Source organism: Kitasatospora sp. MAP5-34, from assembly GCF_029894335.1.
Lineage (GTDB): Bacteria > Actinomycetota > Actinomycetes > Streptomycetales > Streptomycetaceae > Kitasatospora.
Map to the genome: position 1 here is coordinate 1 of NZ_JARXZC010000068.1, position 15,681 is coordinate 15,681.

A 15,681-nucleotide genomic window follows, 5' to 3' on the forward strand; every position below is an offset into this window, starting at 1 on the left:
CCACCAACGGGATCCCTGGCCGGAGCCCGACGAGGTGGCCGGCCACGACGGCATCACCCCAGGCCGAGAGCCCAGACAGACACCACCGAACCGAGGCGCGCCATCCCCTGTGACAAGTGGCACGCCGTCAGCCGACCGCGCCTTCGAGGACGTGGTGAGGCGGGGCCGGAATCGGCGGTGGCGGTTCCGGTCAGGGGGCCTGAGCTGCAACCGGCGCCGTACAGTTGCAGCTCAGGGCCGCGCGGGCGACGTGGATCACGATCCCGCGCCCTGGCTAGCCGGGGAGGTCGGCCAGGAAGTCATGCGTGCCGGTCGCGTCGGTTCCGTTTCCGGCGGCGATGACCTGCCCGTCAGGCGTGCCGACGAGGGAGTTGACGGTCGGGGTCGTGGTCAGCGGCCCGGGGTACGGCGCCCAGGACGAACCGTTCCAGTCCATGACCCCCTCGTTCAGGGTGTGCGAGACGCCGGCCAGCAGGTCCGTGCCGTGGAAGGCCAACCCGGTGACGTAGCTGTAGGAGCCGTCGGCCGAGATGTTCACCGGGAGGTAGGCCGTGGTCCAGCTCTGGCCGTCCCAGTGCTCGGCGAAGATGCGGTCCGGGTTGGTGCCGCCGTCGAGGTCCGTCTCCCGTCCCGCGATCCAGACCTCGCCGTTGCGACTGATCACTGCCTGGGGCAGAGCGCTGCGAGGTGTGAGCGACGGGACGGTCACCTGCGACCACTGGGTGCCGTCCCAGTGCGCCAGGTAGGGCTGGCACCGGTCGTTGCCGGTCGGCTTGCACTGCTGCCCGGTGGCCCAGGCGTCACTGGCCGACGCCGCGGACACCGCGGTCAGCATGGTGTTCTCGCCGGTGATCTGCGGCAGCTTGGTGACGGTCCACGTGCTCCCGTCCCAGTGGCCGACACCGGCGACCTCGCTGTTGCCGTAGAAGACACCGGCCGAGAACGCGCTGGTGGGCGACACCGCTGCGGCGGCCTGGACGTAGTACCCCGGCACCCCGGGGCTGCGGTCGACCCAGTTCTGACCGTCCCAGTGATAGACGATTCCGGCGGTGGTCGTTCCGCCGAGGAACCAGACGTCGGTGGCGCTGGTTCCGGTGATGGCAGCGGCGCCGAAGCCGGTGGGAAGGCTGAACTGGCTCCAGTTCTGACCGTTCAGCTGCCACAGCTGACTGCACGTGCTCCCTCCGCACGGCTGGTAGGTCGTCCCGAAGGCCGACGTGCTGCTGAAGGCGGTGATGGAGTGCAGCGATCCCACGGACGGGATGGGGAGCTGGTTCCAGGACGGCGTGGTGGCCATGGCCGGCGCGGTGCCCAGGGAGAGGGCGGCACCTAGTGCCGTGATCGTGGTGAGCAGGAACTGCCGAATGCTCTTTCGTCGGGTCATGGTTCCACGGTGGCCGCAGCGCCTATAGCTGTCCTATATGCGGACACCGCTGGGGACGGAGCTCGAAAGCCCGCTATCCCTGGCGGGCCGCCTTGCGATAGCCGTCCAGGATGTCCTGGCGGAGCAGCAGACCGAAGCCGGGTCTGTACAGCCAGTGGCTCTGTCGCAGATGGGTGCCGGCGTCGGGGAACTGCATTCGGTGGACGGGGCGTTGTCCGGACATGTTGAGCTTGGTGAGCGTCTCGGTAAGCCTGCTGTTTCCCGCTGCCTTGGTCGCGGTGTTCTTGCTGGCCGGCACGAGACAGATTGTGCTGCGACGCAGCGACCCGGGTAGGCGTGGGGTCGGAGCAGCCGCGACCGAGGAGCTCCACGCTCTCCTCCACGCCGGCAAGCAGGCGCAACTGGAACAGCGCAGGGTCGAACTGGTCCTCCGTGATGACGAGAATGACGGCGCTCCCCCCAAGACCGGGGTTGACCTCGCCGCGGGGACCGCGACCATCCGCCCACCGGTCGGCGGCCCTCGGAGCTAGGCCCATACCAAGGCAGGGCCCGGGGAATTACGGGCTCTGCCAAAGAGCGGTCAGATGGTCCAGTCGATCGGGTAGTTGACGATGGGGATGAAGGTGACGCCGGCCTTCTCTGTTATCGCCCGGGCATCCACGGTCATCTCCTTGAGCCGGCTCATCTGCTCTGCGTGCTCGTCGGACTCCCAGATGCTGACGTTGACCAAGGAACCGTCGGGCGAGGTGGCCCAGTGGTAGCTGATCAGGCCGGGCAGTTCCTTGACGGCCGGAATCAGGAAGCCGCTGATCGCCGCGGTCGCCTCCTGGACTTCCGGGAACCGGGCGGGATCGAAGTTGCCGCGTGAGACGCGGACGACCGCGGTCGGAGGGAGCGGGTCGGTGGTCACAGTAAGCCTCCTGGGATACTTACGTTATGATAGGGCATCAGAATATAATGTTCGCCAGGAGGATGTCCAGTGAGCGCTGTCAGAGCGCGGCCTGCGGGGCGGCCGAGAGACCCCGAGCTGGACCGGGCGATCCTGGCAGCGGCCGAGCGGCAGCTCCGCGAGGCCGGCTACGCCGGGATGTCCCTGGAGTCGGTAGCAGCCGCCGCCGGCACGACAGTCCCTGCCGTGCGCCGCAGGTTCCACGGCAAGGCCAGTGTGGCCGTCGCGGTCATCGACTCACTGCGGGTCGAGAGCATGCCCGCCGAGTCAGGGCCACCACGCGGCCGCGCCCTCGCGGTCCTGCGGAACTTCCGTGCCAACCTGCTGCGCAGCAACTCCATGGCGGTGGTCGGCACGCTGCTGGCCGAAGAGCACCGCCATCCGGAATTGCTCGCCGCCTTCCGCCGCCGGCTGGTCGAACCGCGCCGAGAAGCGCTGCGCCAGGCCCTGGCCGAGGGCATCAGCTCCGGGCAACTGCCGGACTCGGCAGACCCCGACGTCCTCGCCAGCATGCTGATCGGTTCGTTCTACGCACGGTATATCGCCACCTCCGACATACCCGACGACTGGGCAGAACGGGTCCTGCGGCACGTGTGGCCGGACGCCCCGCAGCGCACAGCCGAGTAGGTCCACCCTGGGTGAAGGCACCTTGACCGTTCCGAGTTTCGTGTCACTTCCATGGACGGCATGAGGACAGAACCAACCGTCCGCCGGCTGCCCCGACCCGGCCACCACCACACCCGCCCGACCAGAAAACCACAGCTCATCGAGCTACAGCACGGTTCACCAGCACGCTCTCATCGCTCGACAGCTTCATGAAGACGTACTTCGCCATTTCGCCAAGATCTTGCCTAAATCCCCCTTAAGCTCGCACGCAAGGCGGTTCTCCGCCATCTCATGTACTCCCTCCCTGATTTGGGCAGTCGCCCCCACGTGAACGATGAGAGCAGGGGATGACAGACACACGTGAACAAGTAGCAGGCAGCACGCGCGGGCCCGGTCGGCGATGGCCAGGCATACCTGGTCCGCGCGCGATGGGCGGCGTCGCGGCGCTCGTCGTCGGGCTCGGCAGTTGCTCGTTAGTGCTGGCGCCTTCGGCGTACCCGCAGGCCGGGGACGGCACGGTGACGGTCCGGGTGATCCGGGCCGTTGACACCAGCGGTGCCTGGACGCCCGGGCTGGAACCGGGCATTGGCGGTGTCACGGTGACCCTCACCGATGACGCCGGCACCAGCATCGCCGGGGTCACGGCGGCCGACGGCACGGTCACCCTGGCCCCGGCACAGACCAAGGCCACCGGCGGCAAGTACCGCGTGCAGGTGGTGAATCCGCAGCCGGGCGTGCTGTTCCCGGCCTTCGCCTCACCGCAGGGCCTGGACGGCGCACCGACCCAGCTGAGCAGCAACGAGGAGTTCGTCGACCTCTCCGGCAAGAAGAGCGTGTCCTACACCACCGGTCTGTGGAGCCCCGGCGACTACTGCCAGAAGAACGCGCCGCTGGTGACGACCTGTCAGCCCGCCACGCGGGAGGGCGGATCCCAGCGCACGCTGGTCTCGTTCCCGTACGACACGCGCGGGCAGGACGGCGCGGGCGGTGTCAACGTCACCGACATCGCCACCAACGCCGACACCGGGACGCTGTACGGCATCGCCTGGAACAAGGCCGACAAGCGGGTCTTCTCCTCGGCGGTGGCCAAGCGCACCACGGACTACGGTCCGGGCGGGCCCGGCGGCATCTACGTGACCGACATCGCGGCGAAGAAGACCTCGCTCTTCACCGTCGTCCCGGACGCGGGCACGACGGTGCACGGCCCGGGCACCGATGACGCCTTCCTCGCCGCGCCCGGCAAGGAGAGCCTGGGCGGCATCAAGATCACCGACGACGGGTCCTCCCTGTTCGTCGTCAACCTCGACAACCGCAAGCTCTACGAGTACGACGCCACCGCCGCGACCGCTGCGGCGCCCAAGGCCGCCTTCAGCATCCCGGACCCGGGCTGCCCGGCGGCCGGGGACTGGCGTCCGTTCGGCCTCGGCATGCAGGACGGCGCCGGCTACGTCGGCGGGGTCTGCTCCGGCGAGTCCACCGGCAAGGCCTCCGACCTGCGCGCCGTGGTCATGCCGTTCAACCTCGCCACCGGGGCCTTCGGCAAGCCGGTGCTGGACCAGCCGCTGGACTACCCCCGGCAGTCCACGGTCGGTTCGGGCGCGTGCGACGGCGGTACGGGGTGGTGGCCCTGGACCAACACCTGGCCGACCTCGCAGAACGGCCAAGCCTGCACGAGTTACCTGGCCCAGCCGGAACCGGAGTTGGGCGAGATCGGGTTCGAGACCGACGGCTCGATGCTGCTGGCCTTCCGCGACCGGTTCGGCGACCGCGCACCGGCCGGCCCCACGCTGGGAACCCCCGGCATGGTGCTGTCGGGCGGAGACCTGAACAAGGCCTGCCTGTCGGGCGGGACGTACGTGATGGACACCAACGCCGGCTGCGGGCTCTCCCCCCGGGGTACCCGGTTCTTCGACAACAGCCGGTTGGGGGCCCACCACAATGCCGCGTTCGCGGGGATGGCGCTCTCCAAGGTGGAGGACACCATCGCGGTCTCCAGCTTCGACCCCAACAGCACGGCCTTCGGGACCGGCACCGCCTTCGTCGGGCGGGACGGCAAGCAGCACCCGCCGGACGGGCTGCGGCTCAACCCTGCGGGCGTCAACTCGGCATTCGGCAAGGGCGCTTCGATGGGCGACCTGGAGGTGCTCTGCGACCAGGCGCCGCTGCAGATCGGCAACCGCGTCTGGTACGACCCGCAGCGCACCGGCATCCAGGATCCGGGCCGGCTGCCGGTGGCCGGGGCGACGATCCATCTGTACGACGGGTCGGGCAAGTTGGTCGGCACGACGAAGACGACGGCGCGGGGTGAGTACTACTTCGACGACTCCGACGTCACCGGCGGGCTCAAGCCGAAGACCGACTACACCGTCAAGCTCGACAACCCGGCCGACTACGCCAAGGGCGGTCCGCTCTACGAGTGGGTGCCGACCGACGCGAACGTCGGGATCAACCACTTCATCGACTCCAAGGGGACCGTGCCGCCGGGTACGGCGTACCCCGTGAAGGCGCTGACCACCGGTGGGCCCGGGGAGAACAACCACACCTACGACTTCGGCTTCCGGCAGCAGGAGGGCGTGCTGCGCGTGGTCAAGCACGACCAGGACGGCAACCCGCTGGCCGGAGCCAGGTTCCAACTGTGGGAGGAGAGCAACGGCATCGACGGCCTGCAGACCGGCGGGTCGAAGCCGGACACCAAGGTGGGTGGCGTCTGCACCACCGGGGCCGACGGCATCTGCAAGGACAGCGGCACGGTGGGGACGTACTACTGGCAGGAGGTCAGCCCGCCCGCGGGCTACACCGCGCCGGCATCGACGGTCTTCGGGCCGCTGGTCCTGACCGCCGACAACCTCACCACCGGGGTCTCGGTGACGGCGGTCAACCAGAAGATCGTCATCCCGACGCCGGGCCAGTCCCCGACAGCGACGCCGGCCCCGTCCACGCCGGCACCGGTCGCGCCGGGCCCGGGCTCGCCGCCCGGCTCGCACCTGGCCTTCACCGGCATGGACGAGCTGGTTCCACTGGCCCTGGTCGGTGGCGCCGCGTTCACTGCGGTCGGCGCGACGGTGCTCGTGCTGATGCGCAGGCGCAAGGCCTCGGCACAGCAGGGCTAGGCCCCGCGGGGGGCGGCCGGCACCGGTGATCCCGGGGCCGGATCGGGCGGGTTCGCCGGTCACTGGCCGGCGAACCCGCCCGTCTGCGTGACCGATCGACCGGGACCCGAGCACACCCACAGCGATGAGAGAAGGCAACCGCATGGCTCGCAAGACCAGGACCGCCGGCCCCGCGCCGTGCCGGACCCGCTGGTTCAGGGCCCTGATCGCGCTCGCCGTGTGCGGCGCCGCAGTGGGCGGCGTGGCCGCCTACCGGGGCCTGTCCGGCGGCAGCGGCGAGCGGCCGGTGACGACGGACGAGGCCTCCCGGCTGGCGCTGACGCGACTGAACCTGTACCAGGCCAGCCCCGTGGCGGTGACCCTGACCGCCGCCGAGGGTGGCGGCGTGGTGCTGCGGGTCAGCGGAGTGGTGGACTACCGGACGCGCCACGGCGTCGGGAGCTACCAGAGCACCGGGGCCGGGTTCACCGGTTCGTCCAGTTCGTCCGGCACGTCAGGCACGTCAGGCTCCACCGCCGCCCCGCAGCTCGACCACGGCCTGATCGTCTGGGACAGCGACGGCCTGGGCCTGGCCCCGGCGCTGGACGGCACCCCAGCGTGGCAGCAGGCCGAGCACATCCCCCGCTCGGGCTGGTCGCCGCGCTCCTACACCACCGATCCGCTGGACGCCGGACTCCAACTGCTGATCGGTCTCGGCGCGGACCGGCCCGACAACCCGCTGCTGCTCGCCCAGTCCGGCGCCCGCTGGCTGGGCCGCGACCGGGTCGACGGCCGCGACTACGACAAGATCTCCGGCCCACGGGCCACCGGCACCACCCCGGGCACCGGCCCCGACGGCGGAAAGTCGCCGCTGACCTACTGGGTGGACGGCAACGGCGGCCTGCTCCGGGTCACGATGCGGATGCCGGGCCTTGGCACCCCGACCACCCTGGAGTTCACCGGGCACGACGCCGACGCCAAGCTCCCGGAGGCACCGTGGGACACGGGCACCAGCTGAGACTCGACCCCCCGGCACACGAAGATCTGACGATACGTCAGTGCGCCGCCGGCACCGCGCCTGCGTCCGTGGGCAGCGGGTACGCGTCCGGATCGACGGTCCCCGGCAGCCTGGTCGCCGGGCCGGCCGCGACCGTCGGGTCGGGCATCGAGGGCTGCGCGGGCGGCGCCGGCACCTGGCTGAACGGAACGCCTGGCGGCGCCTGCACCGAGGCCGCCTGACCGCTCGGCAGGCTGCCCCGCCCGCTCGCCCCGCAGCTCGCCAGGCCCTCCAGTCCGGCCGGGCTCTGGGTGGCCGGCTGGTTGCCGCTGAAGCAGTTGCCGGGGTCGGCGGCGGCCAGCACCAGGTCCTCGCCGTTGCCGGTGACCCGGTTGCCGGTGACCTGGTCGCCGCTCGCCGGGTGCCCCGGCGGGTCGGTGATGATCACCCCGACCGCCGTGTTGCCCTGGACCAGGTTGCGCTGCACGCGGTCCCCGGTGCCGCCGCCGATGCCGATCCCGATCCCGAAGCCGCCGTCCGCCTGCTCGGGAGTGTCGGCGGCGTTGTTGTCGGTGATCACGTTGCCCGCGAGCACCGCGCCGTGCTGCGGGGCGAGCGCCTCCTGGTCGTTGGAGTTGACGGTGACACCGACCCGGTTGCCGGTGACCAGGTTGCCCAGCACCGAGACGCCCTCGGAGGCGTTGGTGATCTCGATGCCGACCGCGTTGTGCGCCATGGTGTTCCCGCGGACCAGGGTGTCGCAGGGCCGGCACTGGCCGACGTAGATGCCCGAGTCGGCCTGCCCGGAGGCGTAGGAGTCCTCGATCACGCCGCCGTGCGCGTCGAACGCGTAGATGCCGTACAGGCCGTTGTCGTACGAGGTCACCCGGGCCGCCCGGAAGCCCTGGACGGCCGGGAAGCGGGAGGTGTCCAGCGGGTCGTACGCCGAGCCGCCGGCCCCGCGCTGCTGCAGCTTCTGGTCGGTGACGCCGGTGAACAGCACGCCGTTGGCGAGGTAGTCGCGCACGGTGAGGTTCTCCACCACCGAGCCCGCGCCGGTCGCGGTGATGCCGTTGACCAGTCGCACCCCGCCGTCGAAGACCACCGCGTTGCGGTCCGTGCCGCGCAGCACCACGTCGGGCTTGGTGACCTGCACGCTCTCCCGGTACACACCCGGGCCGATCAGCACCGTGTCCCCCGGACGGGCGACGTCCACCGCCTGCTGCACCGCGTGGAAGTCCTGCGGCACCCGCAGCACGGTCCCGGCCGGGTGCTTCGCGTCGGCGGACGCCGAACCGGAGGAGGAGCACCCGGTGGCCGCGAGCGCCGTCGCCGCGACCAGCACCGACAGGCGCACCGCCGGCGCCCACGGCCCGGCCGGTCGGAACCGATGGAGATTCAATGCAGGTTGAGCAGACAGCATTTGCATGACAGGTGTTCTATCGTCTCCAATAACCGTATGCCCACCGAACCGGAAATCGCGCAGGATCACGCCCGCCCGGTCAGCGCCGGAATCGGGCGGCGGAGAGCCTTGCTTGCCGCCGGTGCGGTGCTCGCCGCCGGATTCGGCGCGGTGGCCGACGACCTGGCCGGGAAGGACCTGACGGCCGGTCACGAGCGTGCCTCGGCCGCCCCGCCGGCCGAGGACGCGATCCCCTTCCACGGGCCCCGGCAGGCCGGTGTGACGGCGCCCCAGCAGCCGGCCACCCAACTGCTCGCCCTCGACCTTCCGCAGACCTCCGCCGCCGCCGACCGGCAGACGCTGCGCGCCGTCCTCGACGGGCTGACCCGCACCCTCGCCACGGCGGCCTCCGACACCCCGTCGGATGCCCGGCTGCAGGGCGTCGGCACCACCCGGCTCACCTCGCTGGTCGGCGTCGGCCCGGGCCTGGCCGCCCGGCTCGGCCTCGAGGTCCCCACCGGGCTCGCCGAGCTGCCGGCCTTCCCCGGCGACCAGCTGGACCAGGCGCGCGGCGGCGGCGACCTGCTGCTCCAGCTGTGCGCCGCCGACCGCTGGACGCTGACCGTGGTCGCCGAACTCGCCGCCACCGCCGCCCGGTCCGCCGGCGCCACCCCGCGTTGGAGCCAGTCCGGCTTCCTGCCCGTGACCGCCCCGGGGACCACCCCGCACAACCTGTTCGGCTTCAAGGACGGCACCTCCAACCCCGGTCCGGCGGAGGACGAGCAGTTCGTCTGGGGCCCGCCCGGGGCGCACCAGAACGGCACCGTGCTGGTCTACCGCCGGATCCGGATGGACGTGGCCGGCTTCGCGCTCCTGCCCGCGAACCAGCGCGACCGAGTGATCGGCCGCCGCGCCAGTGACGGTGTCCCACTCACCGGCACGGCCGAGCACGACGACCCGGACATCTACGCCAAGAACCCGGACGGCTCCTACGTGATCCCCGCCAACGCCCATGTCCGGCTCACCAGCCCCCGCCTCGACGGCGGCACCCGGATGCTCCGGCGCAGCTACAGCTACGACGACGGCCCGACCGACCGCGGCCTGCTGTTCTGCGCCTTCATGCGCGGCCCCGAGCAGTTCATCCGGGTCCAGGACCGCCTGGCCACCCGCGACGCCCTCACCCCCTACCTCACACACCAGGCCTCGGCCGTGGCCTACGTCCTGCCGGGCGCCGCCCCCGGCGGCAGCCTCGCCGAGCAGCTCTAGCCTCCGCGTACGGACCATTCCGCAAGGTCGAGGCCGGAGGACGACGGGGACCCCGCCCTGGGAGCTGATCATCGTCGACAGTGCCGCGAAGAATTCACTGCCGTCCCCACCCGCATGACGTCGCGTCAGTTCGCATCGGGTCCTGTGGGGCTCGTGCTGCCTCCTGCGGCGATGACACTCCGATCCCCACAGGCACAGGCCGCCCGGCCGCCACGTCGCGGGCATCGTCACGCCCGTCCTACGCCCGACGACGCCAGTTCACGTCCACCATCGCTGCTCTCCACCCACCGCCGAGCCGTCGATCGGCCCACCACCGACCCATCGTGGAGAAGGCAGCCGACACTCCGGGGGATCAGGACGGGCGCCGGGTTCCCGCCCCGCGCTCGCGCCGGGCGATCGCCTCGATCATGTCGCTGATCGTGCCCAGCCCCTCCGGGGAGAGCGTCACGGCCCGCAGCGCGACCTCCCGCACTCCCGCGTCCCGTAGGGCCCCCAGCAGGGTCAGCTCCTCGGCGATCCGCGCGCTCTGCCCGTCCTCCTCGAAGAAGTAGGCGGGCGGCACCTGGAAGAACTGCGCCAGCGCCTCGAGGTGGCGCTTGGTGGGGTTGTCCCGGCGTCCGGTGCGCAACTGCCACAGATACGTGGCCGAGAAGCTCTCGCCGGTGGTCTCCCGGCAGGCTCGGGCCACTTCCTCGTTACTGTGGGCGTCGCCGTTCGGACGCCGGACGATGTGGAACAGTCTCTCGATCCTGTCGGCGAGCGAAGCTCCCCCTGGCCCCTCGGCAGTCATCGCGCGCCTCCCCAACTCCCATGCCCACGCCATCCCATCCTAGTGCTCTGACCGGGATGGTTCACCGGGGTGCGGTTCGCGCTGGTGGGCTGTGGGCCGGTTGGATGTGAGGACACATCGAATCCGGTGCTTGGAGGTGTCAATCCCCTCTGATCGTGGAGACCTCCTGTCGGCGGCCAGGCTCACGATGAGGCCGGCCCAGTGGTCGTGTTCGTAGTCGATGGGTGACCGCCATCCGCAGACGCTATGTAGTCGGGCGACCAGGCCGATCCCTCCAGACGCCGCGTCTTGTGCCGGGCAGCGGTCGCCGGCCACGTCGTCGGCGCCGACGGGCGGCAGTGGCTGATTTCGTCCATGTCCTCTTCCCAACCCGCGCGTCAAGCACTACTGCTTGACGCGACGACGGGCGGGGCCCGGACCGAGAATGGGGACACGTGTATGACTCGTGCACGCAGCACCGATGCGCAAACGCCTGGAGTCGGCGGGGCCCAGGAGGCGAAGACGTCGTTCGACGAGATCTACGACCAGCCGGACCCCCGGGCCTTCTTCCGCAGCCTCCGCCGCTGGGAGTACCAGACCCCGCACCACGCCCAGGAGGTCTTCCGACGCGTGGTCACAGACTGCGCGCGAACCGCCCGCGCCGGCGAGCCTGTCACGGTGCTGGACATCTGCTGCTCGTACGGCATCAACGCAGCCCTTCTCAACCACGACCTGACGCTGGAGGACCTGTATGCCCACTACACATCCCCGCAGGCGGCCGCACTCACCACGGCCGAGCTGATCGAGCGGGACCGGTCCTACTACGCAGCCCATCGACGACCTGACGCGGCCCGGGTGATCGGACTCGACCCAGCCGCGAACGCCATCGCCTACGCACGCGCCGTCGGCCTGCTGGACGAAGGCTTCGCCGAGAACCTGGAAACGGTGCCTGCCACCGCCGCCCTGCTGCGCGCCACACACCACACGCGCCTCATCACCATCACCGGCGGAGCCAGCTTCCTGTCCCACCGCACCTTCCAAGCCCTCCTGGCCGGCACCCGCGAACCGGTATGGGTCGCCGCGTTCGTCCTGCGCACCGACTCCTACCAGCCCATCGCCGAAGCGCTGACGCCCTACGGCCTGATCACCGAGAAAGCCACCACCCCCACGTTCCCGCAGCGCCGCTTCACCAGCGCGAACGAACAGCAGTACGCCATCGCCGCGGTGACCGCGGCCGGCGAGGACCCGCGCGGGAAGGAGACCGACGGCTACTTCCACACCGCGCTGCACCTGTCACGACCCCCGGAGGACGCCACTGCGCTTCCGCTCACCACCCTGCTGCGAATCCCCTGAGAACCCCTGCCGGCACACGTAGCGCCCGGCGCCGCGTAGGGCGGTGAGGTACTCGGTCCCGCCCGGGCCGTTCGCGGTGGCGTAGACGGTGGTCCAGGTGGTGGTGGCGTCGGAGACCTGGATCTGGTAGGCCTTGGCGTAGGCGCTCTCCCAGCTGAGTTTGACCCTGATGCCGGTTCCGTCTGCCCTCGAACGTGTGACTAGGCTCCGGCTGTGTCCGAACGGTTGCTTGCCCAGTGGATGTCCCGCATCATGCCCGAGCCCGGGCCGCAGCGGGCGATGGTGCTGTCCAGCTTTGTGAACCGGGTGGGGAACGGGCTGTTCAACACGGCGTCGGTGCTCTACTTCACCCGGGTGGTAGGGCTGACGCCGGGTCAGGTGGGGATCGGGCTCACGATCGCCGGGGTGGTGGGGCTACTGGCGGGGGTGCCGGCTGGGGAGTTGGCGGACCGGCGGGGGCCACGGGCGGTGCTGCTGGTGGCGCTGGTGGTGCAGACGGCGACCATGCTGGCGTTCCTGCTGGTGCACGGGTGGGGGGCGTTCACCGCGATCGCGACGTTGGACCTGCTGGCGCTGTCGGCCACCAACGCGGCGCGCGGGGCGCTGGTCGCGCGGGTGGGCGGGGAACGTCCCGCGGTGTTCCGGGCGAAACTGCGGACCTTCGTCAACGTCGGGGTGGTGCTGGGCACGGTGGGTGCCGCGTTCGCGGTGCAGATCGACACCCGGGCCGCATACGCCGCGCTGATCGTGCTGAACGCGGCCAGCTACGTCGGCTGCGGGCTGCTCCTGCTGCGGGTGCCGGCCTTCCCAGCGCGGCCAAGGCCACGGCTGGAGCGGCGCTGGGCGGCGCTGCGGGACCGACCGTTCGCGCTCTTCGCCGCGCTGGACGGGGCGATGGGGCTGCAGTACCAGGTTGCCTCGCTGCTGCTGCCGATCTGGATCACCCTGCACACCCAGGCGCCACGCTGGACGGTGGCGCTCTGCTACGCGCTCAACTCGGCCTTCTGCGTGCTCTTCCAGGTCCGGATCGGGAGCAGGGTGGAAACCACCGAGCAGGGCGGGCGGGCGTTCCGGCAGGCGGGACTGCTCTTCCTGGTCAGCTGCCCGCTGATGGCGCTGGCCGCCGACCTGCCGGCGGGGGCGGCCGTCGCGGTGCTGGTGCTCGCGATCGGGGTGCACGCGGTCGGTGAGATATGGCAGTCCTCGGCGGGGTTCACCCTCGGCTTCGGGCTGGCTCCGGACCATGCGCAGGGTCAGTACCAGGGGCTGATGGGGCTCGGCTTCGACGCCGGGCAGGCGCTCGCCCCGGCCGTGCTGACCACGGCCTGCCTGGGAATCGGGCGGGGCGGCTGGCTGCTGCTCGGGCTCTTCTTCGCGGGGCTCGGCCTGGCCGGCCCCCCGTTGGCCGCCTGGGCCGGGCGGACCCGGCCCACGGCGGCGACCACAATGACGTCTTACCGGCGGCCACGGTCCTGACCAGGCATCAACTCCCAGGGCGACACGACAAACTGCTGCAGCACCCCACGACAACAAAGTGCAACTTCACACGAGGTGACGTGCTGGCGGTGCTGGGTGGCGTACCCGCCCACGTCCGTACAGTGGCGCCATGAGCGATCACTCCGAAGCGCCTGTCGCGCCTGTCAATGCCTATGAACCCCCCTACTACGTTGCTGTCTTCACTGCGGTTCGAACCGAGGACCAGAGCGGCTACGGCGAGACCAACGCACACATGGAAGACCTGGTGAAGGACGTCCCTGGGTACCTGGGGATGGACCACGCGCAGACTCCGGGCGGGCTGGGCATCACCGTCGGGTACTTCCGCGACGCCGACGCGCTCACGGAGTGGCGGGGCAACGCCGAGCACCACGCGGCGCAAAAGCGCGGGCGAGCCGAGTGGTACCAGAGCTACACGCTCCATGTGGCGAAAGTGGAGCGGAGCCACGGGTTCACACGAGCGTAGGTCCCGCAGAGCCCGACAGCAGACTCACCATGATCGCTTGCCGTCCAACCCAGTCGACGCAGGTCAGCTGGGCCGAGCGACTGACTTCGCTGTCAAAGGACACCGCTGACCAAATGCTGCTACTTCACGTGGGCGAAGCCAGTCAGGTCAACGGGGAAGAGGCAGTGGCAGCTCGGGTGGCGCAAAAGGGACGTGATGCCCGATCAGCCGAACGGCGGGCCTGCGGGCCTGGACTGGTGGGCGTCCGTCCGGTGGCGGTCGTGTGGTCGGGGGTTCGGGCGTGGGAACACCGGCCTCCGGTGTTCCGGTAAGCGGTCGGCGCTGCCGATCGCCGGGGACCGCAGCATCCCGACCGGCGCCGGGGTCGGGGTGCTGCGCCTCTCAGCCGATGATGGCGTTGATCACCCGGTCCTTGGCCAGCCCGACGACGACCCGCGAGTTCCGGAGCTCGTAGGTCATGGGGAAGTGCACGCCGTCCCGGCTGCCGATCACCAGATCCCGGTGTTCTTTGGCCGCCTGTGCGCGGGCCTGGTCCAAGGTCAGCCCGATGTACTGGCAGGACCGCCAGTCCCCGCCGAAAGCCCCCGGCTTCGGAGGGGTACTCACACAGTCCCCCGGCTCAATGGGTCTCGGGTGGCCCTTCGTCGGCGTCGACATCGGACCGGCCGCAGGACGAGGGAACGCCTCCACCCGGACCGTCAGCGCCGCCCCCGCAGCGATGCAGGTGACCGCCAGCGCCACGGCGGCGGTACGGACCCGCCGGCGCCTCCGTACGAGCGCCACCAGCCGCTCCCGGCTCGCTTCCAGCGGCCCGGCCTCGTCCGCGACGTCGACGAGCAACTGCCTGATCGCGTCCGCCTCAATCGACATGCCCACTCCCTTCGAACGTGGTCTGCAGGACCTTGCCGAGCCGCGCGACGGCATCACTCAGATGCCGTTTGACCGTTCCGGGGCTGCACCCCAGCCGATCGGCCACCTCGGCCACGGAGAGGTCCTCGTAGAAACGCAGCACCGCGCAGGCGCGCTGACGCGGCGACAGTGTGTCGAGAGCGCTCGCGAGGTCGATCCGATCGCCGCTCGCCGGGCTGAAGTCACCCGTGGAGCGGGCCAAGGCCAGGCGTGGGACCAGGAGGGCCCAGCGTGCCCGCCGACGGTGCTGGTCGAGATAGCGGTTCAGCATGGCGCGGCGCACGTATGCCTCTGCGGCCTCGAGATCCCAACTCGTGCGCGGCCGGGCGAACACCCGCACCAACGCTTCCTGCACCAGGTCGTCGGCCTCGACGCGGTCACCGCACAGCAGGTACGCGTACCTCTTCAAAGCCGACCCTCGGGACTGCAACAGTTCGCCCGCGACCTCGTGCCAGCTCATCCCTCACCTCCCCTTCTCAACCGTTCCCACGAACAACCGACCGATTTCGTTGGGGCCCCTGGGGCAGGTCTTGTCCCCGTGACGGGGCAGGTGCAGATCCGCAGTCGGGGTCACTGGATCTGCGAGTGTGTCACTGGGGGCGTGCACGGTCGGCTGGGGCCTGTTGACCAGCGGGTTCGTCACCGGGACCCGGCGGACGGGTGACAATGTGATGCCGATCTGCTGGTGACAGCAGTGACGTCATGTCAGGACAACGATGCGCAGCTCCGTCGCCCGCCTCGACCGGGATCGGCTGCCGGGCATCCGTGGGGAATACGGGCAGGGGTACCGAAAGATCACGCTAGTGTCCCGAGTCTCAGAAGGGCTGCATATCTAGGGGTTGGGGTTCGGCAGGCGGTTCAGATAGCCGGCGAGACGTTCGAAGATCTCGTCGGCGGACTTGGACCGACCGGCAAATGGATCACTTGAGGCGTCGGGTGGTGGGCCGGCCGTCCCAGCGGTAGCGGCTTGTCGAGCGTCGGATGAGCATGCGGAGCG

At 70.5% G+C, this 15,681-nt stretch carries 14 protein-coding genes; 7 read left to right on the top strand and 7 right to left on the bottom strand.

The annotated features are described in order from the left end of the window. Positions 1–274: 274 nt before the first annotated feature. The 3 genes from P3T29_RS31550 to P3T29_RS31560 all read right to left on the bottom strand — a co-directional run bounded on the left by P3T29_RS31550 (position 275) and on the right by P3T29_RS31560 (position 2,294). Entirely contained in the window at positions 275–1,384 is a 1,110-nt protein-coding gene (locus P3T29_RS31550) for a hypothetical protein (protein ID WP_280720108.1), read from the bottom strand. 73 nt (positions 1,385–1,457) lie between these two features. Next, positions 1,458–1,682, bottom strand: coding sequence for a hypothetical protein (locus P3T29_RS31555; RefSeq protein ID WP_280720109.1), 225 nt, complete (start codon positions 1,680–1,682; stop codon positions 1,458–1,460). 282 nt (positions 1,683–1,964) lie between these two features. Beyond that, complete coding sequence (locus P3T29_RS31560; protein WP_280720110.1) at positions 1,965–2,294, bottom strand: antibiotic biosynthesis monooxygenase; 330 nt, start codon at positions 2,292–2,294, stop codon at positions 1,965–1,967. 69 nt (positions 2,295–2,363) lie between these two features. Here P3T29_RS31560 and P3T29_RS31565 point away from each other — a divergent pair, with 69 nt between their 5' ends. The 3 genes from P3T29_RS31565 to P3T29_RS31575 all read left to right on the top strand — a co-directional run bounded on the left by P3T29_RS31565 (position 2,364) and on the right by P3T29_RS31575 (position 7,046). Then, the gene (locus P3T29_RS31565; protein ID WP_280720111.1) at positions 2,364–2,960 is read left to right on the top strand and encodes a TetR/AcrR family transcriptional regulator; all 597 of its coding nucleotides are present in this window, start codon (positions 2,364–2,366) and stop codon (positions 2,958–2,960) included. A 407-nt stretch (positions 2,961–3,367) separates the two neighbouring features. Beyond that, on the top strand, positions 3,368–6,049 hold the full coding sequence (locus P3T29_RS31570; RefSeq protein ID WP_280720112.1) for an SdrD B-like domain-containing protein: 2,682 nt from the start codon (positions 3,368–3,370) through the stop codon (positions 6,047–6,049). A gap of 142 nt (positions 6,050–6,191) precedes the next feature. Continuing rightward, positions 6,192–7,046 (top strand): hypothetical protein, encoded by an 855-nt coding sequence (locus tag P3T29_RS31575; RefSeq protein WP_280720113.1) that lies wholly within the window; start codon positions 6,192–6,194, stop codon positions 7,044–7,046. 37 nt (positions 7,047–7,083) lie between these two features. Here P3T29_RS31575 and P3T29_RS31580 read toward each other — a convergent pair whose 3' ends face one another. After that, a complete protein-coding gene (locus P3T29_RS31580) occupies positions 7,084–8,382 on the bottom strand; it encodes a right-handed parallel beta-helix repeat-containing protein (RefSeq protein ID WP_280720114.1) in 1,299 nt (432 codons plus the stop codon). A 102-nt stretch (positions 8,383–8,484) separates the two neighbouring features. Here P3T29_RS31580 and P3T29_RS31585 point away from each other — a divergent pair, with 102 nt between their 5' ends. Beyond that, positions 8,485–9,693 (top strand): Dyp-type peroxidase, encoded by a 1,209-nt coding sequence (locus tag P3T29_RS31585; RefSeq protein ID WP_280720115.1) that lies wholly within the window; start codon positions 8,485–8,487, stop codon positions 9,691–9,693. A 352-nt stretch (positions 9,694–10,045) separates the two neighbouring features. Here P3T29_RS31585 and P3T29_RS31590 read toward each other — a convergent pair whose 3' ends face one another. Next, positions 10,046–10,483, bottom strand: coding sequence for a helix-turn-helix domain-containing protein (locus P3T29_RS31590; RefSeq protein WP_280720116.1), 438 nt, complete (start codon positions 10,481–10,483; stop codon positions 10,046–10,048). A 438-nt stretch (positions 10,484–10,921) separates the two neighbouring features. On the opposite strand from P3T29_RS31590, the gene P3T29_RS31595 reads away from it, so the two are divergent. From P3T29_RS31595 to P3T29_RS31605, 3 genes are all read left to right on the top strand, one after another. Further along, complete coding sequence (locus tag P3T29_RS31595) at positions 10,922–11,815, top strand: hypothetical protein (RefSeq protein ID WP_280720117.1); 894 nt, start codon at positions 10,922–10,924, stop codon at positions 11,813–11,815. A 213-nt stretch (positions 11,816–12,028) separates the two neighbouring features. Further along, on the top strand, positions 12,029–13,291 hold the full coding sequence (locus P3T29_RS31600; protein WP_280720118.1) for an MFS transporter: 1,263 nt from the start codon (positions 12,029–12,031) through the stop codon (positions 13,289–13,291). A gap of 130 nt (positions 13,292–13,421) precedes the next feature. Next, positions 13,422–13,775: an antibiotic biosynthesis monooxygenase gene (locus tag P3T29_RS31605; RefSeq protein WP_280720119.1), complete on the top strand. Its 354-nt coding sequence runs from the start codon at positions 13,422–13,424 to the stop codon at positions 13,773–13,775. A 381-nt stretch (positions 13,776–14,156) separates the two neighbouring features. Here the strand turns inward: P3T29_RS31605 and P3T29_RS31610 are convergent, their stop codons facing one another. Both P3T29_RS31610 and P3T29_RS31615 read right to left on the bottom strand, forming a co-directional pair. Then, positions 14,157–14,645, bottom strand: a complete 489-nt coding sequence (locus P3T29_RS31610; protein ID WP_280720120.1) for a hypothetical protein — start codon at positions 14,643–14,645, stop codon at positions 14,157–14,159. Then, a complete protein-coding gene (locus P3T29_RS31615) occupies positions 14,635–15,144 on the bottom strand; it encodes a SigE family RNA polymerase sigma factor (protein WP_280720121.1) in 510 nt (169 codons plus the stop codon). The genes P3T29_RS31610 and P3T29_RS31615 overlap by 11 nt, the downstream gene beginning before the upstream one ends. Between the last annotated feature and the right edge of the window lie 537 nt (positions 15,145–15,681).

Bases quoted from the DNA above. Each gene is read 5' to 3' on its own strand.
- P3T29_RS31550 (WP_280720108.1), bottom strand. From the start codon at position 1,384: ATGACCCGACGAAAGAGCATTCGGCAGTTCCTGCTCACCACGATCACG.
- P3T29_RS31570 (WP_280720112.1), top strand. From the start codon at position 3,368: ATGGGCGGCGTCGCGGCGCTCGTCGTCGGGCTCGGCAGTTGCTCGTTA.
- P3T29_RS31575 (WP_280720113.1), top strand. From the start codon at position 6,192: ATGGCTCGCAAGACCAGGACCGCCGGCCCCGCGCCGTGCCGGACCCGC.
- P3T29_RS31585 (WP_280720115.1), top strand. From the start codon at position 8,485: ATGCCCACCGAACCGGAAATCGCGCAGGATCACGCCCGCCCGGTCAGC.
- P3T29_RS31590 (WP_280720116.1), bottom strand. From the start codon at position 10,483: ATGACTGCCGAGGGGCCAGGGGGAGCTTCGCTCGCCGACAGGATCGAG.
- P3T29_RS31595 (WP_280720117.1), top strand. From the start codon at position 10,922: ATGACTCGTGCACGCAGCACCGATGCGCAAACGCCTGGAGTCGGCGGG.
- P3T29_RS31605 (WP_280720119.1), top strand. From the start codon at position 13,422: ATGAGCGATCACTCCGAAGCGCCTGTCGCGCCTGTCAATGCCTATGAA.
- P3T29_RS31610 (WP_280720120.1), bottom strand. From the start codon at position 14,645: ATGTCGATTGAGGCGGACGCGATCAGGCAGTTGCTCGTCGACGTCGCG.
- P3T29_RS31615 (WP_280720121.1), bottom strand. From the start codon at position 15,144: ATGAGCTGGCACGAGGTCGCGGGCGAACTGTTGCAGTCCCGAGGGTCG.